Source organism: Leucobacter sp. G161, assembly GCF_001482305.1.
Classification (GTDB): domain Bacteria; phylum Actinomycetota; class Actinomycetes; order Actinomycetales; family Microbacteriaceae; genus Leucobacter.
The window spans coordinates 1-20,003 of sequence record NZ_LOHP01000080.1; the positions used below are offsets into that span (position 1 = coordinate 1).

A 20,003-nucleotide genomic window follows, 5' to 3' on the forward strand; every position below is an offset into this window, starting at 1 on the left:
TCCGCTCCGTCCGCTCGCGGCTCGCTGCGTCGGTAGCAGCGGGCGCGAGTTCGGGGTTGACCGCGGTTCCGCGTCCGTGCCTCCCGACGAGGTACCCCTCGGCAATGAGCTGCCCGTAGGCGGCTCCGCCGACGCCGCGGGCGACGCCGATGCGGCGTGAGAGTTCGCGGGTTGCCGGGACCGGTCCTGCCGGGCGCAGGGTGCCAGCGTCGATTGCCTCGCGCAGGGCAGCGGCGAGCTGCCCGGGCAGCGGCGCCTCGAGCGTCCGGTCGAGTTCGACGGGGAACTCGCGTGGTGCCCCGCGCGGCGGTCGCGATGCAGCGCCATTGCGCCCGCTCTGCCGCTGCTCTACCTCCGCTGTCATGCCTCCAGAGTAACCCGCCGCTGGCTACGCGCCGCGGACGGGCAGCCCGAGCGACGCCTCGCCTGGTGCGAGGGGGGCGAGGATCTCGGCGACCTCTGCGGGATCGAGCTCCTCGACGCGCTGCGGGATCCACGTCGGGTTGCGATCCTTGTCGACGAGCTGGGCGCGCACGCCCTCGGCGAAGTTCGGGTGCACGGCGAGGCGCGGCACGACGCGGAAGTCGTCCTCAAGTACGGCGGCGACATCGAGATCCTCCGCGCGCGTACGCGCGATCTGCGAAACCGTCGCGACCAACGACAGCGGGCACATGCCGCGCACGAGCTCCGCGGTCTCGCGGGCGACGGCAAGGTCGCTCGATTCGAGGCCCGCGAGCAGCGCTGCGGTCGCGCCGATCGGGTCGGCGACCGCGTCTACCTCGCCCAGTGCGGCGTCGGCAATGGGGTCAAACCACTCGCGCACGGCGAGCAATGGCGCCTCGGGCACCGTCACCGCGAAACCAGCGATCGTCGTCGCGGGGTCACCGCCTGCGGCGAGCGCAGCGCGAAGCTCATCGATGCGCGCACTGTCGATCAGCGTGTCGGCGAATCCGAGTGCGATCGCATCGGCCGGGCCCATTTCGCCGGCGGTGATCGCCAGGTATTCTCCGAGCCGGCCCGGAGCGCGCGCGAGGAGGTAGTGTCCGCCGATGTCGGGCATGATGCCGATGCGTGCCTCGGGCATCGCGAGTCGGCTGCGTTCGGTGACGACGCGGAAAGCGGCGTGGCCGCCGAGTCCGATACCGCCGCCCATGGTGATGCCGTCCATGACGGCGACGATGGGAACGGGCGACGCGCTGACGCGGTAGTTGATGACGTACTCGGCGCCGAAGAGGATGCGGGGGTCGCCGCCGAAGGCGATCTGCTTGATGTCGCCGCCACCACAGAAGCCGCGTTCGCCTGCGCCGTCAAACACGATCGCGGTGGATCCGGCTGCCGCGTCGAAGGCGGCGGCAATCCCCTCGAACATCTCTGTGTTCAAGGCGTTGATTGCCCGTGGCCGGTTCAGTGTAACCCTGGTGATCGCGCCTTCGCGGTCGGTGAGAATAAGCGGTTCGGAAACGTCAGCGTTCATACCTGCACGCTAGCAGCCTGGCACGCGCGGCGCACGGGGGCCGCGTTCGCTAGGCTCGGTTGCGTGCTAGATGACCGCTACGACAACGACCCGATTGCCCGGATGAAGCCGCGTCGGGGGCCCGTGCAGCGCAAGGAGGTCCCGCTCGTGAAGGGGCTCGTGGTTGAGCACAGCCTGACCGAGTTTTGCGGCGCGGTGATCGACGCGCGCGACGGCGTGCTCAAGCTTGAGGATTTCGACGGCGCTGTGCGCGCGTTTCCGCTCGCTGATGGGTTTCTCGTTGACGGGGAGCCCGTGAAGTTTGTGCCCCCAGCGCGTGCGCCTGTGCGGCGCCGCACCGCTTCGGGCTCGTTTGCTGCGCCGCAGGAGCGCGCACGCGTCGCGATGCCGAGCCGGATCTTTGTTGAGGGCCGTCACGATGCGGAGCTCGTCGAGCAGGTGTGGGGCGATGACCTGCGGATCGAGGGGATCGTGGTCGAGCTGCTCGACGGCGCGGATCACCTGGAGCGCGTGCTCGCGGAGTTCCAGCCGGGGCCGGACCGGCGCGCTGGTGTCTTGCTCGACCACCTCGTGACGGGGTCGAAGGAGACGCGGATCGCTGACGCGATCGCACGCGGCCCGCACGGGGCGCACGTGTTGATCGTTGGCCACCCCTACATTGACATCTGGGAGGCGGTGAAGCCGGAGCGGCTCGGGATGACCGCGTGGCCCCGGATCCCGCGCGGCATTGATTGGAAAACCGGGATTTGCCGCGCGCTCGGGTGGCCATCCGAGGAACTTGCCGATACCGCGGAGGCCTGGCAGCGGATCCGCAGCCGGGTGCGTAACTTCCGTGACCTCGAACCGCAGCTCGTCGGGCGCGTCGAGGAACTCATCGACTTTGTGTCTGTCGGGCACTGACCAGCGGCGCCAGCGTAGGCTGGGCTGGTAGCGAGAAATGAAGGTGGGTGCGATGGCTGAGCCGACCAAGACAATCTTTGTGGTGATGCCCGAGTGGCAGGGATCGGCATCGTCGCGTGCGATGCTGCTCGCCGATGGCGCGGCGGCGCTGCGTGAGGATCTCCCACCGAGCGCACGCTTCGATGTTGCGGTACCAGCGCACGCCGGTGACGCGCTCGGCACCCCGGTCGCGCGGCTGAGTTCGCTGCTGACGGCACGCGACGCTGCGCGCGAGGTGCTGCGTGGCCACGCTGGCCCGGCGATCACGGTGGGCGGGGACTGTGCGTCGACGCTCGCCGGGCTCGAGCGCGCGATTGCGCGGGATCCCCACACTGCGGTGCTCTGGTGTGACGCGCACCCTGACCTCCAGCATCCGAGCACGTCGCCGTCCGGCGCCGCCTCGGGGATGGCGCTCAGGCACGCGCTCGGCGACGGCGTGCCTGAGCTCGTGTCGCAACACCCCGTCGATCCGTCACGCGTCCTGTTGCTGGGTGCCCGCGAGGTGGATCCCGAAGAGGCCGAGGCGATCACGGCCTTCGGTATTCGGACGCAGCCGGTGCTCTCGACCGGCGACGAGAGCGATGTTGGGGAATCGGTCGCGCTCTGGCTCCGGGAGATTGGGGCGACGAGCGTGTATGTGCATATCGATCTCGACGTGCTCGATCCTGCCGAGTTCGCCTCTGTGCACGGCGCTGTGCCGTTCGGGTTTGCGGTCGGGGAGTTCACCGCAGCGATTCGTGCCGCGGTGGCGACGGTGCCGCTCGCCGGTGCGGCGATCTGCGAGTTCGCGCCCGCGGACGCTGCGATGGCTGCGGAGGACGCGCCGACTGTGCTGCGCGTGCTCGCGGCGCTCACCTCTGGCGGTCGGGTGTGAGCGCGCCGCACCCGGCAGCTTCCGCGGTGTCGCGGCGACGCAATCTGCCGTTCGCCTGGTTCGGGTATGCGTATGCCACGGCGGTCGGGTTCGTGTGGGGATCGATCTGGTCGACGGGAGCCGTGGAGCGTGTCGACGGCCTCTGGGTGTTTCGCGGCATGCCCAGGTGGACCTTCGGGCGGGGCGGCAGCTGCGTCGGATCCTGCTATCTCACGAGCGAGAATGTGAGCCCGGCCGTCCTTCGGCACGAGCAGGTGCATCGGAGGCAGTGGCGCAGGTACGGGCTCGCGATGCCGTTCCTCTACCTGATTGCCGGTCGTGACCCACTGCGAAACCGATTTGAAATAGAAGCTGGGCTCAAAGACGGCGGCTACGTGCGCTAGGTCGAAGCTCACAGCTACGACCGACTCATCGGTACGTAACAACCCTGCAACAAGGTCGACATCCCGAGGACAGCCGAGGTTCGCTCAGCGTAGTCTCGATCTTCGACACCCGCGCAGCGAAGCGCCGGCGTTCAGCAGCACGACCTGTGCTGAGATCGCCTGCGACCGCATTGCGCCGCCGCAGGCTCCGTATCTGAACATCTGTACCAGCAGAGCGATCCCGAGGAGTCACCGTGAGTGAGTCGAACCCCCAGGCACCAAGTTACGAGAAGCGCAAGCGTTCCAAGACACCGCTAGTCATCGCAATCGTCATCATCGTCGGCCTCGTCGCTGCCGTCGCCGCGTACTTCACGCTCACCCGCCCGACGGAGGGCGCCGACGCAAAGAACGAGGTCGCGATCGGGCTCGTGCTCGAGCCCACGAGTCTCGACGTGCGCAACGACGCCGGTGTCGCCACCGGCCAGGTACTCATCGACAACGTCTATCAGGGCCTCGTCGGCATCGACACCGGCAGCATTGCCGACATCGTTCCGGTGCTCGCCACGGAGATGCCCGAGGTGAGTGCGGACGGGCTTGAGTACACGTTCACGCTGCAGCCAGACGTGACCTTCCACTCCGGTGCCAAGCTCACCGCAGACGACGTCGTCGCTTCACTCGAGCCCGCGCTCACGGCCGAGACCATCGGTTTCGCCGTTGGCGTCGAGAAGCTCAGCGACACCCAGGTGAAGCTCACGCTCGACCAGCCCAACACGCTGCTGCTCTGGGAGCTCGCGGGCTCTGCCGGAGTCATCCTCGAGGGCGGCTCGACTGAGGGCCTGCAGAACTCGGCGAACGGCACCGGCCCGTTTGAGTTCACCCGCTGGAAGCAGGGCGACAGCATCACGCTCGACAAGAACGCCGACTACTGGGGCGAGCCCGCATCGCTCGACCGCGCAGTGTTCCGCTTCTTCCCCGAGGGCCGCGCCGCGGTGAACGCGCTCAAGGATGGCGACATCGATGCGCACACGGCGCTCCTTCCGCCGCTGCGCGCAGAGTTCGAGGGCAACGCGAACTTCGAGATGACTCGCGCCGACAGCGCGGACGTCTTCACGCTCGCGTACAACGGCGCCCGCGCTCCCTTCGACGATCCGCGCGTGCGGCAGGCACTGAGCATGGCGATCGACGGCGAGACCCTCGTCGGCACGCAGAACGGTGACGCGAAGCCGCTCGGTAGCCCGATCACCGATGGCGAACCGGGCTACGTCGACCTCACCGAGGTCAACGGCTACGACCCCGAGGCGGCACGCGCGCTGCTCGCTGAGGCCGGCCAGCAGAACCTGAGCCTCACCATCACGGCGCCGAACTTCTACGACACCGCCTCGCTCGACCTCGTCACGAGCCAGCTCGCAGACATCGGCGTATCCGCGAAGGTGAAGCCCGTCGAGTTCCCGACCTGGCTCAACGACGTCTACTCGAACCACGACTTCGATCTCAGCTACGTTGATCACGCCGAGGCGCGCGACTTCGCGAACTATGCGAACCCCGGATACTACTTCGGCTACGACAACCCCGAGGTACAGCGCCTCTACGCTGCGGCAACCTCGAGCGTCAACGCGGCCGACGAGTCCGCGCTCCTCGAAGAGGCGGCGCGCCTCGTCGCGGCAGACGCACCAGCGAAGTGGCTCTTCAACTACACGCCGACCAACGTGGTGAGCACGTCGGTGCAGGGCTTCCCGCAGGTGAACACGAACTCGCGGGTGAACCTCGCGGGCATCACCGTAGAGTAGTCGCCACCCACCCGCAGCACCGTTCGGGCTCGAGCCTTCCGCATACGCGCGAGGTTTCGAGCCCGAACACGTACCCAGACCACCCGCCAAGGAGGCCGCAGAGTGAGTAGTCTCAAAGCGTGACGCGATTCATCATCGGCCGCGCAGGCCTCCTGGCTCTTGCCTGGCTGGTCGCGAGCGTGCTCATCTTCGCCACGCTCCGCATCCTCCCTGGCGACGTCGCCCAGGTGATTGGCGGCACGCAGGCCTCCCCCGCCCAGATCGAGAGCCTGCGGGAGGAGCTCGGGTTGAACCGCCCGATCTTCACGCAGTACTTCGAGTGGATCTTCGGGGTGCTCCGCTTCGATCTCGGCACGTCCGTGGTCACTGGCAGCGACATCGCCGCTGAGCTCGCCGAGAAGGCGGAGGTGACGATCCCGCTCACGGTCATGTCGCTCACAGTGGTGCTGCTCGTCGCGATCCCGCTCGGCGTCTTCGCTGCCTACCGCAACGACTCGCCCATCGGTCAGCTCGTCTCCGCCTCCAGCGTGCTCGCGTCCGCGATCCCCGTGGTCTGGGCCGGGCTGCTCGGCACGCTGCTGCTGTCCTCCTGGCTCGGCTGGCTCCCGTCCCAGGGCTTCCCCCGCGACGGCTGGGAGGCCCCGTTCCAAGCGTTCAGATCGCTCGTGTTGCCGGCGCTGACCATCGGTCTCATCGAGGGCGCGATCCTCTTCCGCCTCGTGCGCAGCGCAACGCTGCGCGCCCTCGAGGCCGACCACGTGCGCACCGCCATGTCCCAGGGCAATTCCCGGCTGCGCGCGCTGCTCACCCAGGGGCTGCCCGGTGTCGGGCTCTCCATCATTTCAATGCTCGGCCTGCAGGCAGCCGCGCTCCTCGTTGGCGCCGTCGTCGTCGAGCAGCTCTTCAGCCTCCCCGGACTCGGCAGCATGCTCGTCTCAGACGTCGGCGAGCGCGACCTCCCGAAGGTGCAGTCGACGCTCCTCGTGCTCACGAGCGTGATCCTCATCATGGGCGCGCTCGTTGACGTCGTACACCGGCTCATTGACCCCCGACTCCGGGCGGAGGGCGAAGAATGAACACACTGCGCAGAGTCATCCGAAAGCCCATTGGCGCGTTTGCGGTGGGCGTGCTCCTTCTCGTCGCTCTCGTCTCGATCGTCTCCTTCTTCTGGCTGCCGCAAAACCCGAACTATGCGAGCGGCAACATCTGGCTGCCGCCGTCCGGAGCCCACTGGCTCGGCACCGACGGCAGTGGCCGCGACATCGCGTCGCGGCTCATCGCCGGCAGCCGTGTGTCGTTCGGCGTGGCGCTCGCGACCGGTGCACTCGCAAGCCTCATTGGTTTTGTCCTCGCGCTCCTCGGCGGGCTCGGCAAGCGCCCCGTGCGTGAGGTCGTCGCCGTCGGCATCGACGTACTCGTCGCGTTCCCGACGACCTTGCTCGCGATCATGCTCACGGCGGTCTTCGGCAGCGGCATTCCCATCGTCGTCGCAGCGCTCGGGGTCGCATTCGGGGTTTCCATGGGCAGGGTGCTGCGCGCCGAGTTCCGTCAGGTATCCGGTGCCGACTTTGTCGTCGCAGCGCAGGTCGCAGGGCTCTCACGCACACGCATCCTCTTCCGCCATCTCATCCCGAGCGTGCTCCCAGTCTACATCGTGCAGGTGACCTGGACGATGGGCACAGCGGTACTCGCGGAGGCCAGCCTGAGCTTCCTCGGCTTCGGCGCTCCGAAGGATGTTCCGTCCTGGGGCGGCATGCTCGCTTCCACCCAGCGGTTCGTGTCGATCTACCCCGAAACTGTCGTGTGGCCAGGTCTTGCGATTACCATCACCGTGCTCGCGTTCTTCCTGTTCGGTGACCAACTCCGCGACGCGCTCGATACGCGCGACCCAGGCGACGAGACCGTGGAGGTGCCGCGATGAGCGAGCAGTCATATATGAGCGAGACCGGGGCGACGGCGCTCGAGGTCGAAGACCTCCACGTCTCGATAGGAGGGACCGAGATCCTCCACGGCGTCTCCTTCAGCCTCGCGGCCGGTGAGCGGCTCGGCATCATCGGTGGTTCGGGCTCGGGCAAAACAATCACTGCGCTCGCGATCGCGGGGCTCCTCCCCCGGGGCGCCGAGGTGCGCGGATCGGTGCGCGCGAACGGCCGGGAGCTCCTCGGACTCTCGGAGCGCGAACTCGCGGTCATCCGGGGCGACCGAATCGGCATGGTGTTTCAGGAGCCGAAGACTGCGCTCAGCCCGTTCCGCAGGCTCGGCACCCAAATGACCGAGGCCCTCGCCATCCATTACCGTCTCGGGCGCGAAGAACGACGCGACGCTGCGCTGCGACTCGCGAGCCAGGTCGGGCTCAAGGACCCCGAACGAATCGTGCGTGCCTACCCGCACGAAGTCTCTGGCGGGCAACGCCAGCGCGCCGCGATCGCGGCGGCAATATCCGCGAACCCCGGTTTGCTCCTCGCGGACGAGCCGACGACCGCACTCGATGTCACCGTGCAGCGCGGCATTCTCGAGCTGTTCACCGACATCACCGACAGCGCTTCGTGCTCGCTCGTGTGCATCACGCACGATATCGCCGTGGTTCACCAGGTCGCGGAGCGGGTCGTTGTGTTCGAAGATGGCAGGATCGTCGAGCAGGGCGCCGTGCGCGAGATCCTCGAACGACCGCAGCATCGCGTCACTCAGGCACTCATCGCGGCGGCAGGAGGCGACCACTCATGAGCGAGCAGACCCCGACACCGCCCAAGTGGACCGGCCAGACACCCTGGACCGGGCAGATGAGCATCCCCGAGGCACTGCACGCGGAAGACCGCGGCGACCGACCGCTCGTCGAACTCGTCGACGTCTCGAAAGAGTTCCGCACGCCGCCGCGCAAGCTCCTCGAGCGTGCGCAGACCGTGCACGCGCTCGACGGCGCTTCGCTGTCGATCGCCCCCGGCGAGAGCGTCGCGATCGTCGGCGAATCGGGATCGGGGAAAACCACCCTGATTCGGCAGCTGCTCGGGCTCAGCACCCCCACTTCGGGCACGGTCCGCTTCGACGGCCGCGAGGTGCACGCGCACTCGCGCGACCTCGGATGGCTGCGCCGCCGCACCGGCCTCGTCTTCCAAGACCCGTATTCCTCGTTCAATCCGCGCCGCACGATCGGTCAATCCGTCGCCGAGCCACTCGAGGGCGGCAATATCCCGGGGAACCATGCGGAAATGGTGCGAGCGGTCCTCGAACGCGTCGGGCTGCCAGCAGACGCCGCCTCACGCTACCCGGATGCGTTCTCAGGCGGGCAGCGGCAGCGAATTGCGGTCGCCAGGGCCATCGTGCACGGCCCCGAGCTGCTCGTCGGCGACGAGCCAGTCAGCGCGCTCGATGTGCTCGTTCGCGCGCGCGTGCTCGCGCTGCTCGCAGAGCTCCGGCGCGAGTTCGGGCTGACGCTCGTCACGATCACCCACGATCTCGGCATCGTGCCGCAGCTCGCCGAGCGTACAATCGTGATGCAGGGCGGCCGGATCGTCGAAGACGGGCCAACGGCTGAGCTTCTCACGGACCCGAGTGAGCCGTACACGCGGCAGCTCGTAGCGTCCCGGTTGACGCTGCCAGAGACCACCTGGCGCGGCTGACGCCGCCCGCGACCCGATCCGATCCGCAAAGCCAAAGGAGCACCAGTGAGCATCGACACCGTCCGCGCTGATCTCGCAGCCCAGGGATTCACCGGAGCAATTCTCGAGTTCGCTGAGTCAAGTGCGACCGTAGAGCTTGCTGCTGACCAGGCGGGCACAGCCCCCGAGCGCATCGCAAAAACGCTCGCGTTCGCGAGCACCACCGACGAACCTGGCGCCATTCTTGTGGTCGCCGCGGGCGACGCAAAAGTCAACGGAGGCATGTTCAAACGCGAGTTCCGCGGCAAACCACGGATGCTGAAGTTCGATGAGGTCGAGCCGCTCACGGGTCACCCGGTCGGCGGAGTGTGTCCCTTCGCGAACCCCGATGACGCCCGCATCTACCTCGACGAGTCGCTCAGGCGCTTCGAGACAGTATTTCCCGCAGCCGGCAGCGCGAATTCGGCGGTCGAGCTCACGCTGGATCAGCTCGAGGACCTCAGCGGCGCCCTCGGCTGGGTCGATGTCTGCACCGGTTGGCGGGAGGACGCCTAACGGCCCCGCGCGCCGAAGCGACAGCGGGGCCGTACACCGGTTCGAGCGTTGCGCTCGGGCGTTACGCCTGCAGTTCTCCGACGGTCAACCCGCGGAGGATCGCGTCGCGCAGGTCGGCAGGAGCCGCCCCCTCACGCTCTTCCTCGCAGGCGCGGCGCACGGCCGTCGTTAGGCGAGCGCATACGCTCTCTTCGTTCTGGCAGTCGGCGCAGTGCGCGAGGTGCTCCCGAATCGGGGCAGATTCCTCTGCGCACAGCTCACCGCGCAGCAACTCATAAATGTTGGCTTTCGCCTGGTCACATCCGCAGTCGCTCATCGCGCGGCTCCTTTCTTCGTTGGTGTAGTTTTCGCCGGTTCGGCTCTATCGAGTCCAACGCCTTGCTCGCGCGCGTATTCCCCAAGCGCCTGCCTGAGCCTCGCGCGACCACGGTGGAGCCGACTCATTACGGTGCCAATGGGCACCTCTTGGATGTCAGCAATCTCCTGATAGCTGAACCCTTCGACGTCAGCGAGATACACCGCCATCCGGAAATCCTCTGCGAGCTCGTTGAGCGCGTCGGTCACCACTGAGTCGGGCGTGCGGTCGATCGCCTCGGCCTCAGCCGACTGCGAGGACATGGCTGTCGTCGACTCGGCACCGCCGAGCTGCCAATCCTCAAGCTCCTCGACCGCCCCGAGATAGGGCTGGCGCTGCTTCTTCCGGTACGTGTTGATGTAGCTGTTCGTCATGATGCGATACAGCCACGCCTTGAGATTCGTCCCCTGCTCGAACGAGGCGAACGCTTGAAACGCTTTGAGGTACGTCTCCTGAACGAGATCTTGGGCGTCTTGCGGGTTGCGCGTCATCTTCATCGCCGCACCAAACAGCTGGTCAAGGAGCGGCAACGCTTCCTCGGCGAACCTGGCTTTGAGATTCGAGGACGCATCGTCCTGTTCACTGCTCTTCACCCTTTGATCCTAACCACTCCGCCTACGGACCGTACACAGCTCGAGAAACCGCACGGTTCCGGCATCCCAAAACGGCGAACGGGCGGCCCGGACCCAAATCGTGACCTTTCAGTTTTGCCTTTCCGGGACGGGCCAGCTACCTTGTTAACAAGTTCACGTTCACGAGTGAACGAACTGCGGTTATATCTCAACGAGGAGTTACGTGCACGACATCAAGAACACGCTGCCCATCCAGCTGTTGCACATGCGCGAACTGCTCATGGTCCGTTTCCGGGCCGTCTTCGTTCAGGTGAACATCACCGACGCACAGTGGCGCGTCATCCGCGTCATCAACGACCTGGGCACGGTCGACTTCGCCGAGCTCTCAGAGCTGTCGTCGTCGCGAAGCCCAGCCTGTCGCGAATGCTCGGGAGCCTCGAAGGCCGCGGAATCGTCCAGCGCGCGGTAGTCGCTGCCGACCAGCGACAGATTGAGCTCACCCTCACCCCATACGGGGAAACCTTCATCGCAGACCTGAAGCCGCAAATCGACGAGGTCTACCGCAGCCTCGCACGGGACCTCGGAGAAGACAGGATGCACGCGCTCTCAACGTTCGTCGTCGAGTCCATCGAGGTGCTTGAGGCTGCGAACGCACTGCCGCACCCGATCGCGCACTGATTTTACGTAGCAACACACCCAGAAAAGATCAAAGGAGAATCATGGACAAGAAGCACTCGAAGTGGGCGTGGGGCACCGCTGCCCTCGCAACCGGCCTCGCACTTGCTCTCACAGGCTGCGCGAGCGGCGACGCCCCGGCTTCGGACGGCGCAGATGCCGCTCCTGGCTCGGTCGTCCTCGGCTACCCGGGTGGCCTCGGCCCCGGAGACGCACCCTCGGCGCTCGCGCTCGAAAGCCTCAAGGAGAAGGGGTGGGAGGTCGAATTCATCGAGTTCGACTCACCCGACGTGCAGACTCAGGCGCTCCTGCGTGGCGATGTCAACTTTGCCGCCATGGGCCCCTCGACGGTCATGTCAGCAAACCTGGCTGGCGCCGACCTGAAGATGGTCACCAATGACGTCCGTAACGACCTGCAGATCGTGGTGTCGCCCGAGATTACGGAGTGCGCCGACCTCGACGGCAAGCCTGTCGCGTACCATTCCGAGGGGTCGACGAGTACCGCTCACCTCAAGCGCTGGCTCGCAGACACCTGCCCGGACGCATCGCCGGAGTTCATGGTGATTTCCGGCTCAGCGAACCGCGCGACCGCGCTCATCGAGGGCCAGATCGCCGGCACCGTGGTGCGCCTCGAGGACTGGATCCCAGCGATCAAGGGCAACGAGACGAAGGCAAAGGTCCTCACCTCGCTGTCTGAGGATCAGAGCAATCTGCTCGCACACACGATCACGACCACCACCGACACGATCGAGAACAAGCCGGAGCTCGTCGAGGCATACCTCGAGGCGCTGCAGGCCGAGTTCACTGCGCTGCAGGAGGACCCCGCAGCGTACGCCGATCGGGCCGCTGAGGTGCTCGGCATGGACGCAGCGGAGCTCGTCGACGTCTACGAGCAGCTCGTCGAGCTTGGCATCTTCCCCACCGCAGTCGGGATCGACATGGATGAGGTCGCAGCGACCCTCAAGTTCTACCAGGAAAGCGGCAGCATTCCCGAGGGCGAGCTCGCGGTATCCGACATCGCGGACGACCGCTACAACAGCTAGTTCAAGCGCGGGGTCGCCGGTTCGCCCGGCGCCCCCGCCCTTGACCGATACACGAAAGAAGGTGCGGTTTCTTGACTGCTCACCTCACGGAATCGGCGAAGCGGGATCGGCCGATCAAGATCCTCCGGCTGCGTCGGCCCGTCTCGATGGGAAAGACCGTTCTCTTGCGCGTCGCCGCGATCCTCGCGTTTGCGCTCTTTTGGGAGTTCGGCGCCCGCGCCGCGGATTCACTCCTCATCCCGACGTTCCTCGACACGATGGCGGGGCTCTACGAGATCGCGTTCGTCAGCGGCGAGCTCTGGCCAGCACTGCTCACCAGCAACATTGCGCTGCTCTGGGGGTACATCATCGCCGTGGTCATCGCGGTGCCGCTCGGGCTCGCTATGGCACGCTGGCCCCTCGTCGACCGGGCGCTGTCGCCCATCACGGCCGCCAGCCTCGCGCTCCCCATTTCTCCGCTTATTCCGATCATTCTCATTGCGTTTGGGCTCGGGCTGCTCCCGAAGGTGCTCGTGATCGTCCTGTTCTCCTGGGTCTACATCACGACGAACGTCCGCGCCGGAGTCCGCACGGTCCCGAAGACGCTGAGCGAGATGGCCGGTAGCTTTGGCGCCAACGAAGCGCAGATCTGGCGCCGCATCCTCATCCCAGGCGCACTCCCCGCAATCATCTCCGGTCTCCGGATCGGCCTAAGCCGAGCGTTCGCGGGCATGGTCATCGTCGAACTCATCATGCTGCCTGTCGGCATCGGCGCTTCCATGCTCGACTACCGCGGCACGTTCCAATCGGATCTGCTCTACGCCACGACCATCGCGGTCGTCCTCGAAGCGGTTCTCCTGGCGACGCTCATGCAGGCCGCCGAACGACGTCTTATGAAATGGAAATAACACATGATCACAGTTAAGGATCTCTCGCACCGGTACGTCACCGAGGGCCGGGGAGAAACCCTCGCGCTCTCGAACGTCAACCTCGAAATCGGCGACAACGAGTTCATTACGCTGCTCGGTCCGTCTGGCTGCGGAAAGACGACCCTCATGCGCGCGATTGGTGGGCTCGAGAACCCCACTGACGGCGAGGTCATCGTCAACGGCAAGCGCGTGTCGGGACCCAATCTCGACTGCTCAGTCGTGTTCCAGAACTTCGCCCTCATGCCGTGGGCATCGATCCTCGACAACGTGGCCTTCGGCCTCGAGATGCGCGGCACCCGCAAGGCCGAGGCACGTGAGCGCGCCCGTGAGTTTGTCGAGATGGTCGGGCTCAGCGGCTTCGAGAACAAGTACCCGAAGGAACTGTCTGGCGGTATGCAGCAGCGCGTCGGACTCGCCCGCGCGCTCGCCGTCGAGACCCCCATCATTCTCATGGATGAGCCGTTCGGCGCACTCGACCAGCAGACTCGTCGCTACATGCAGGAGGAGCTGCTCGGAATTTGGGAGAAGGCGAAGAAGACCGTCGTCTTCGTCACGCACGATATGGAGGAAGCTGTCTTGCTCGGCGACCGGGTCGTGCTCATGTCGGCACGTCCGGGTCGCGTCGAAGAAGTCATTGACGTGAACATTCCCCGCCCGCGACTCCAGGAGGGTGTCGAGCGGACGAAGGAGTTCATCGAACTCAAGGAATACCTGTGGAGCCGGCTGCGCGACATGTACCAGTTGGGGGCAAAGTGACTATCGCGCCCGACACCCGTGCCGTTGTTGTTGGGGATCTCCCAGCGATCAACAGGCGTCCCTGGTGGCAGCGTGCGGCCCGGTACCTCGTGTTGCAGTGGGGCTCACTCATTGTGCTCGGCATCATTTGGGAGATCCTGGGGCATACGCTGAATCTGCAGTGGCTCCCGCCGCTCAGCGCAGTCTTCGCGGAGCTGTTCACCCTCTTCGCGACAAACGAGCTCCCACAGCATCTCCTGTCCAGCTTCTCGATGCTTGCCATCGGCCTCTCGCTCGCGATCGTCGTCGGGCTCACCGTCGGCACGCTCATGGGCGTGTTCTCGAGCGTGTTCACGGCGCTGGATGTGTACGTGAATGCCCTGTTCGTCACTCCGTCGCTGATCTTTGCGCCGATCCTGTTCGCGATCTTCGGGCTGTCCGATATCACGCGATTCTCCGTGGTGTTTCTCTACGGCGTCTTCGTGATCATCATCAACACTGCCTCGGGTATCCGCAACGTCGACGCCCCGCTGCTCGACATGGCCGCGTCCTATGGCGCCTCGCGCTGGAAAACTGTCATCCGCGTGGTGCTGCCATCGGCCTTCCCGATGATCTTGGCCGGCCTCCGTCTCTCAGTCGGACGCTCGGTCAAGGGCATGATCAACGGCGAGATGTTCATCGCGCTCGTCGGCATCGGCGGCCTCATCTCGTCGTTCAGCAAGCAGTACAACTTCAGTGCGGTGTGGGCGATATCGCTCTTCATTATGCTCATCGCCATTCTGCTGAACCAGGTCGTTGGCGCCCTCGAGAAGCGCTTCACGAGTTGGGTCGGGTAGCCGTACGGCATCCGGAGTGACTCCATCAGAGCCTGTGGACGGGCCGCTCTCGCGGCACGGCCACAGGCTCTGTACTCTTTCGTCCGGGGACATGCGGCTGCGCTGCCGCTTCGTCTGAAACCCAGGTAAGCTCAGAGAGATGCTGGCTGCAAGATTGAATCGCGGAAATGACGACGACGGCAAGAGCGCGGGCGACACCCCCGACGACGCCGTCGAGGCTTGGGCTGCCCCAACGGTAGCTCCCGAAGGCAGCGTTTATCCCCCCGAGATCAACGCCTATGTGCCCTTGCCCGGCTCGAAGTCACTCACGGGCCGCGAGCTGGTGCTGTCGGCCCTGGCTGACGGCACGGGGACGCTCCGCGTCCCGCTGCACTCCCGCGATACCGACCTCATGGTCGAGGCGTTGCGCTTGCTCGGGACCATAATCGAGCCGCTCGCGGGGAAGAATCCCTACGGCCCTGACCTGCGCGTCACCCCGGCGGCCGAACTCACGGGTTCGACCAGCGTCGACTGTGGTCTCGCTGGCACGGTCATGCGGTTCGTGCCCCCGGTCGCTGCCCTCGCGCTCGGCCCGGTCGCCTTCGACGGCGACCCCTACGCTCGCAAGCGCCCGATGCGCCCCGTGCTCGATGCGTTGCGCGCGCTGGGCGCTGACATCTCAGATGACGGTCGCGGCGCGCTGCCGTTCACGGTGCACGGCGCCGGATCGCTGCGCGGCGGCAGGGTCGAACTCGACGCCTCGCTCTCGAGCCAGTTCGTTTCAGCGCTGCTGCTGTCAGCCCCCAGATTCACGGAGGGTGTGCACGTCGTCCACACCGGCGAGAGACTTCCGAGCGTGCCGCACATCGAAATGACCCTCGAAGCGCTCCGCGCCCGCGGCGTCGACGCCGACTCCCCCGCCCCGGGTGAATGGCGCGTCAAGCCCGGCCCGATTGGCGCCCGCGAAATCACGATCGAGCCCGACCTGTCCAACGCTGCCCCGTTCCTCGCGGCAGCCCTTGCAGTCGGCGGCTCAGTGACGATCCCGCACTGGCCCAGCGACACCACGCAGGTCGGTGACCATCTGCGCGAGCTGCTCCCCGAGTTCGGCGGCACCGCGACCCTCGAAGACGGGGCGCTCACGGTCACAGGAACCGGCGAGCTGCGCGGCGTGAAGCTCGACGTCCCGAATGCCGGCGAACTCTCGCCGACGCTCGTGGGGCTCGCAGCCCTCGCCGCGCTCCCCCGGCCGGACGGGTCGCCCGGAGAAGGCAGCGAGATCACTGGCATCGGCCATACCCGGCACCACGAGACCGACCGCATCGCGGCCCTCGTTGCTGAGATCAACGCGCTCGGCGGCCACGCCGAGGAACTGCCAGACGGTATCGCGATCCACCCCTCGGCGATGCACGGTGGGCTGTGGCACGCATACGCCGACCACCGCATTGCGACCACCGGCGCGCTCATTGGGCTCGTGGTGCCGGGCGTATCCGTTGACGACATCGGCTGCACTTCGAAGACGCTGCCAGAATTCCCACGACTCTGGGCTGACATGCTGCGCGTTGACTCCGGCTATGACCCGCTCTCGGCCAGCACCGACATCATGACTGAGGGTGCGATCGCAAGCAGCCACGTCGCAGGTGGCCTTGGCGCGATCGCCCGCGGCTTCCTTGAGGGAATCTGACCGCGTGAGCTGGTTCAACGTCGATGACGATGACGACGCACCCTACGGCGAGTACGCTGACCACGAGGTGCGCGCAAGGCCCAACCCTAAGGCGAACCGGCCGCGTACGAAGCGTCGCCCTGAGCACTCCGACGCCGTCATCGGAATGATCACTGCCGTTGACCGTGGCCGATACACGGCGCTCGTTCCCGCGACACCGAAGGTGAAGGGCGGCCCGAAGGCACAGCCCGAACGCGTGGTCGTTGCGGCTCGCGCCCGCGAGCTCCGCAAGACCCCGATCGTGATCGGGGATCGCGTGCAGCTCGTCGGCGACGTCACTGGCGATGATGGCAGTCTTTCCCGCATTGTCGGCGTGGAGGAACGTTCGACGCTACTGCGCCGAAGCGCAGACGACAGCGACCGCGTCGAGCGGATCATGGTGGCGAACGCAGAGCAGATGCTTATCGTGGTCGCTGCCGCGAACCCTGAACCGCGCGTGCGCCTCGTCGACCGCTACCTCGTTGCGGCCTACGATGCGGGCATTCAGCCGCTGATCTGCCTGACGAAGATCGACCTCGCGGATCCGGAGCCGTTCCTCGAGAACTTCGCTGCGCTCGAGGTGCCGGTGTTTCGCTCCGCGCCTGGTGCGTGGGAGGACGACTCCCCCGAGGGCGTGCTCGCGCAGATCCGCGCGACGCTCGCGGGGAAGACGACCGTGTTTGTTGGTCACTCCGGTGTCGGCAAGTCGACGCTCATTAACGCGCTCGTGCCCGAGGCGGATCGCGCAACCGGCCACGTGAACGAAGTGACCGGCCGCGGCCGCCACACTTCATCCTCGTCGGTTGCGTTCCGTGCCTCGACGCCGGGGGCGGCCGACGGCGACACCGGCTGGGTGATCGATACCCCCGGGGTTCGATCCTTTGGTTTGGGCCACGTGACCGCCGACGGGATCCTGCGCGGGTTCACCGACCTTGTTCCCCTGCTCGACGCATGCCCGCGAGGGTGCTCGCACACCGAGGACGCCCCGGATTGCGAACTCGATCTTGCGATCGCCGACGGGCGGCTCGACGTGATGGGCGCAAGACGCGTCGAATCGCTGCGCCGCCTCATGAAGTAGGGAACCGGGCCAGCCGCCCCCTTTACACTTGGAGCATGTCGGAGCCGTCACCGCAGTATCAGCCGCCCACGCCCCAGCCGCAATATCAGCCGCCGGGTTCCGGCTGGATGGGCCAGCCGCCAGCGCAGCATGTGCAGCCCGTTTCGGCAAAGCCGCTGCCCGATCTCGCGCGCGGTTACCTGTCGCTCCGCGCCTTCACGCAGCCCGCGCTTGGCATCGTGTTTCCGGTGCTCGGCGTCTTCTTCATCGGCCTGTACAGCGTCGCCATTGCTGCGCTCTCTGGGTTCGCCGGGCTCTCGCTCTTGCTGACGTTCGTGGGCTGGCTCTGCATGGTTGCAGGCGTCGTCTCGGGCGCAGTGATCGTTCGGCGTATGGTGACGAACTTCGTGGCTGCTGGGCGCCGGTTTTCCGCGCTGCTGTGGCTCGGACTGCTCCTGCCGTGCCTCGGCTTCGTACTGATGCTCGTGGCACCGTTCATGACCCGCTATCCGCAGCTGCAAGCCACCACGAATGGCCTGCCCTTGCTGGGACTATTCATCGTGTGTGTCATCTTGGTCCCGGCCTCCGGCCTGGCGCAGTCGTTGAACGTGCGTCGTGTAGAACGCGAATACGGCCCAGCCGGTGTCGCGGCTCTCTGGGCGCTGCAGCAGGGACAGCTTGCCCGAGAACCTGAATACCTCGCCGGTTATGCCACTCAGCGAAAAGCCGGGCAGCCCTAGGCGGCGAGACCGCATCTCTAGGCGTCCGATCGCTGCCGTCGCAGAGCGCATCCGATGACTGTCACCGGCCAACGCTAGGGTGGGAGTATGACTGAACGCGTAATCCTTGAGCCCGGTATGTCCGCCCCCGAGTTTGCGCTCCTCGACCAAGATGGCACCGAGCGGAAGCTCAGCGATTTCCGTGGCAAGAAGGTCGTGATCTTCTTCTACCCGCAGGCGATGACTCCCGCGTGCACCAAGGAGGCCTGCGAGTTCCAGGAGTCCTCCGCGCCACTCGCCGCTGCCGGCTACGAGGTGCTCGGAATCTCCCGAGACCAGGTCGACAAGCTGCGCCAGTTCGCTGACCGTGACAGCCTCGAATACCCGCTACTCAGCGACCCCGACACCGCTGTGCACCGCGCGTACGGCACCTTCGGCGAGAAGAACAGCTACGGCCGTATCGTCGAGGGCGTCATCCGGTCGACGTTCGTCGTCGACGAGCAGGGCAAGATCGAGCACGCACTCTACAACATTCGCGCCACCGGTCACGTTGCGCGCGTCGTGAAGATGCTCGGCGTCTAACTGCTGCTGGCGCTGGCCGCCCCGGCCTGGCCGCGGGCGGGCAGGCCGCTCAGGATCGCTGAGGCGAAACCGACAATCGCGAGTACGAGCAGCAGGATCCCGACACCCGGCGTCCCGATGAGCCCCTGGAACACACCGAGTGCTGCCGCGAGCATGAGGATGTGGAGGGTGACCGCCGACCCGCGCACCCAGCTGCCGCGGCGACAAATCGCCCCGACGAGCGTCGCCGCGACCCAGACGCAGCACAGGATAACGCTCACGAACAGGCTCACCCAGAGTGGCACGAGCGCGTCGCGCTCGGGGCCCGCCGAGGGGAACGTCGGGATCATTGTGACGACCAGCACAACACCCAGCACCAGCTCAACGCTCAAAGTAGCAGTTAGCACTCGCCAGGCAGACTGAATCCGCATAATCGTCACCACACCTCTCGGTTTCCTGAAACAACAGCAAAAAGCCTATTGTCTTTCGTTCACTTCCGTGGAAGCATATATTCATCAGAGTTTCGCGCACGCCGGTGTGAGCATTCTCAGTCACGTTGGCAAAAGACAACGCGCAGACTCTCTCAGGCTACCTGGCCTTTGCTGATTGGCGCGTGTACAGATTGAGCATCGCACGTGCGACGCAGAGGAGGTAGTAATGGATTGGCGTGAACAGGCAGCGTGCCTCACTGTAGATCCCGAGCTGTTCTTTCCGGTTGGAAACACCGGACCGGCAGTGGATCAGATTGAGCGGGCGAAGGCAGTCTGCGCCCGCTGCCCAGTAACGGAGATGTGTCTCCAGTACGCGATGGACACCGGTCAGGATTCCGGCGTCTGGGGCGGTCTGAGCGAGGACGAGCGCCGCGCGCTCAAGCGTCGCGCAGCACGCGCACGCCGCGCCTCCTAAACGCCGCCTCGCGGCTTGTAACAGTCCCCGGCACCACTTGGGTGCCGGGGACTGTTACGTTTGCCCCTCAGTCTCCTGCGACCGGCAAGCACCTGACGGTACCCGATTGGTTTGAGTAAGTTCCTATAACCAGTTGGCACATCCTCCCACCCACCGCGCACTCCCCCGAATGCGAAGCGTCACTACATTGCTCTCGGGGTCGCCTCACTCATGCCCCACAGACGGATACTGAGCAGTAAAGAAGTTGAAAATTTTTTCAACAGACCCCGTTTTCGACCACATGTGAGGGCTTGAATGTCGGTGGTGCGTGTTTGACTACCGTCATGAATCAATCACTGCAGATCCAGGACGAGGCCATCACCGGCCTC

Annotated in this window: 25 protein-coding genes; 20 read left to right on the forward strand and 5 right to left on the reverse strand. The window is 65.9% G+C overall.

Going from position 1 to position 20,003, the window contains the following annotated elements; translation table 11 throughout:
* On the reverse strand, positions 1-364 hold a 364-nt coding region (locus tag AUL38_RS14005; protein WP_153006616.1), incomplete at its 3' end, for a GntR family transcriptional regulator.
* Positions 365-388: 24 nt separating this feature from the next.
* Entirely contained in the window at positions 389-1,474 is a 1,086-nt protein-coding gene (locus tag AUL38_RS14010; protein WP_059062999.1) for an enoyl-CoA hydratase/isomerase family protein, read from the reverse strand.
* Between the two features lie 63 nt (positions 1,475-1,537).
* Here AUL38_RS14010 and AUL38_RS14015 point away from each other — a divergent pair, with 63 nt between their 5' ends.
* The 9 genes from AUL38_RS14015 to AUL38_RS14055 all read left to right on the forward strand — a co-directional run bounded on the left by AUL38_RS14015 (position 1,538) and on the right by AUL38_RS14055 (position 9,587).
* On the forward strand, positions 1,538-2,374 hold the full coding sequence (locus tag AUL38_RS14015; protein WP_083506910.1) for a DUF3097 family protein: 837 nt from the start codon (positions 1,538-1,540) through the stop codon (positions 2,372-2,374).
* Positions 2,375-2,426: 52 nt separating this feature from the next.
* Positions 2,427-3,287, forward strand: a complete 861-nt coding sequence (locus AUL38_RS14020; protein WP_059063001.1) for an arginase family protein — start codon at positions 2,427-2,429, stop codon at positions 3,285-3,287.
* Positions 3,284-3,670 carry a hypothetical protein gene (locus AUL38_RS14025; RefSeq protein ID WP_059063002.1) on the forward strand — a complete coding sequence of 129 codons (387 nt, stop codon included), beginning with the start codon at positions 3,284-3,286 and terminating at the stop codon, positions 3,668-3,670. Before AUL38_RS14020 ends, AUL38_RS14025 begins: the two co-directional genes overlap by 4 nt.
* Positions 3,671-3,903: 233 nt before the next feature.
* Entirely contained in the window at positions 3,904-5,436 is a 1,533-nt protein-coding gene (locus AUL38_RS14030; RefSeq protein ID WP_059063003.1) for an ABC transporter substrate-binding protein, read from the forward strand.
* A 119-nt stretch (positions 5,437-5,555) separates the two neighbouring features.
* Positions 5,556-6,512 carry an ABC transporter permease gene (locus AUL38_RS14035; RefSeq protein ID WP_059063004.1) on the forward strand — a complete coding sequence of 319 codons (957 nt, stop codon included), beginning with the start codon at positions 5,556-5,558 and terminating at the stop codon, positions 6,510-6,512.
* Positions 6,509-7,357 (forward strand): ABC transporter permease, encoded by an 849-nt coding sequence (locus AUL38_RS14040; protein ID WP_059063005.1) that lies wholly within the window; start codon positions 6,509-6,511, stop codon positions 7,355-7,357. Before AUL38_RS14035 ends, AUL38_RS14040 begins: the two co-directional genes overlap by 4 nt.
* A complete protein-coding gene (locus AUL38_RS14045; RefSeq protein WP_235590739.1) occupies positions 7,354-8,160 on the forward strand; it encodes an ABC transporter ATP-binding protein in 807 nt (268 codons plus the stop codon). Before AUL38_RS14040 ends, AUL38_RS14045 begins: the two co-directional genes overlap by 4 nt.
* Positions 8,157-9,053 carry an ABC transporter ATP-binding protein gene (locus AUL38_RS14050; RefSeq protein ID WP_235590740.1) on the forward strand — a complete coding sequence of 299 codons (897 nt, stop codon included), beginning with the start codon at positions 8,157-8,159 and terminating at the stop codon, positions 9,051-9,053. The genes AUL38_RS14045 and AUL38_RS14050 overlap by 4 nt, the downstream gene beginning before the upstream one ends.
* Positions 9,054-9,098: 45 nt before the next feature.
* Positions 9,099-9,587, forward strand: a complete 489-nt coding sequence (locus AUL38_RS14055) for a YbaK/EbsC family protein (RefSeq protein WP_059063006.1) — start codon at positions 9,099-9,101, stop codon at positions 9,585-9,587.
* A gap of 61 nt (positions 9,588-9,648) precedes the next feature.
* Here AUL38_RS14055 and AUL38_RS14060 read toward each other — a convergent pair whose 3' ends face one another.
* Complete coding sequence (locus AUL38_RS14060) at positions 9,649-9,903, reverse strand: anti-sigma factor (protein WP_059063007.1); 255 nt, start codon at positions 9,901-9,903, stop codon at positions 9,649-9,651.
* Positions 9,900-10,535 carry a sigma-70 family RNA polymerase sigma factor gene (locus AUL38_RS14065; protein WP_059063008.1) on the reverse strand — a complete coding sequence of 212 codons (636 nt, stop codon included), beginning with the start codon at positions 10,533-10,535 and terminating at the stop codon, positions 9,900-9,902. The genes AUL38_RS14060 and AUL38_RS14065 overlap by 4 nt, the downstream gene beginning before the upstream one ends.
* A gap of 202 nt (positions 10,536-10,737) precedes the next feature.
* On the opposite strand from AUL38_RS14065, the gene AUL38_RS14070 reads away from it, so the two are divergent.
* The 10 genes from AUL38_RS14070 (at position 10,738) to bcp (ending at position 18,750) form a co-directional block, all read left to right on the forward strand.
* A complete protein-coding gene (locus AUL38_RS14070; protein WP_059063009.1) occupies positions 10,738-10,983 on the forward strand; it encodes a hypothetical protein in 246 nt (81 codons plus the stop codon).
* Positions 10,938-11,192, forward strand: a complete 255-nt coding sequence (locus AUL38_RS14075; RefSeq protein WP_059063010.1) for a hypothetical protein — start codon at positions 10,938-10,940, stop codon at positions 11,190-11,192. The genes AUL38_RS14070 and AUL38_RS14075 overlap by 46 nt, the downstream gene beginning before the upstream one ends.
* A 41-nt stretch (positions 11,193-11,233) precedes the next feature.
* On the forward strand, positions 11,234-12,232 hold the full coding sequence (locus tag AUL38_RS14080; protein ID WP_059063011.1) for an ABC transporter substrate-binding protein: 999 nt from the start codon (positions 11,234-11,236) through the stop codon (positions 12,230-12,232).
* Positions 12,233-12,303: 71 nt separating this feature from the next.
* A complete protein-coding gene (locus AUL38_RS14085) occupies positions 12,304-13,119 on the forward strand; it encodes an ABC transporter permease (protein WP_059063012.1) in 816 nt (271 codons plus the stop codon).
* 3 nt (positions 13,120-13,122) lie between these two features.
* The gene (locus AUL38_RS14090) at positions 13,123-13,896 is read left to right on the forward strand and encodes an ABC transporter ATP-binding protein (RefSeq protein ID WP_059063013.1); all 774 of its coding nucleotides are present in this window, start codon (positions 13,123-13,125) and stop codon (positions 13,894-13,896) included.
* Complete coding sequence (locus tag AUL38_RS14095; protein WP_059063014.1) at positions 13,893-14,711, forward strand: ABC transporter permease; 819 nt, start codon at positions 13,893-13,895, stop codon at positions 14,709-14,711. The genes AUL38_RS14090 and AUL38_RS14095 overlap by 4 nt, the downstream gene beginning before the upstream one ends.
* Before the next feature lie 139 nt (positions 14,712-14,850).
* Positions 14,851-16,374 carry a 3-phosphoshikimate 1-carboxyvinyltransferase gene (gene aroA, locus AUL38_RS14100; RefSeq protein WP_059063015.1) on the forward strand — a complete coding sequence of 508 codons (1,524 nt, stop codon included), beginning with the start codon at positions 14,851-14,853 and terminating at the stop codon, positions 16,372-16,374.
* A gap of 4 nt (positions 16,375-16,378) precedes the next feature.
* Positions 16,379-17,470: a ribosome small subunit-dependent GTPase A gene (rsgA, locus tag AUL38_RS14105; protein WP_059063016.1), complete on the forward strand. Its 1,092-nt coding sequence runs from the start codon at positions 16,379-16,381 to the stop codon at positions 17,468-17,470.
* Positions 17,471-17,505: 35 nt separating this feature from the next.
* Positions 17,506-18,189 (forward strand): hypothetical protein, encoded by a 684-nt coding sequence (locus tag AUL38_RS14110; protein ID WP_153006617.1) that lies wholly within the window; start codon positions 17,506-17,508, stop codon positions 18,187-18,189.
* Between the two features lie 87 nt (positions 18,190-18,276).
* Positions 18,277-18,750 (forward strand): thioredoxin-dependent thiol peroxidase, encoded by a 474-nt coding sequence (gene bcp, locus AUL38_RS14115; protein ID WP_059063018.1) that lies wholly within the window; start codon positions 18,277-18,279, stop codon positions 18,748-18,750.
* Here bcp and AUL38_RS14120 read toward each other — a convergent pair.
* Positions 18,747-19,121 (reverse strand): hypothetical protein, encoded by a 375-nt coding sequence (locus AUL38_RS14120; protein WP_059063019.1) that lies wholly within the window; start codon positions 19,119-19,121, stop codon positions 18,747-18,749. The two genes, bcp and AUL38_RS14120, sit on opposite strands and share 4 nt — an antisense overlap.
* Positions 19,122-19,386: 265 nt before the next feature.
* Here AUL38_RS14120 and AUL38_RS14125 point away from each other — a divergent pair, with 265 nt between their 5' ends.
* Positions 19,387-19,635, forward strand: a complete 249-nt coding sequence (locus AUL38_RS14125; protein WP_042543325.1) for a WhiB family transcriptional regulator — start codon at positions 19,387-19,389, stop codon at positions 19,633-19,635.
* Positions 19,636-20,003 lie beyond the last annotated feature (368 nt).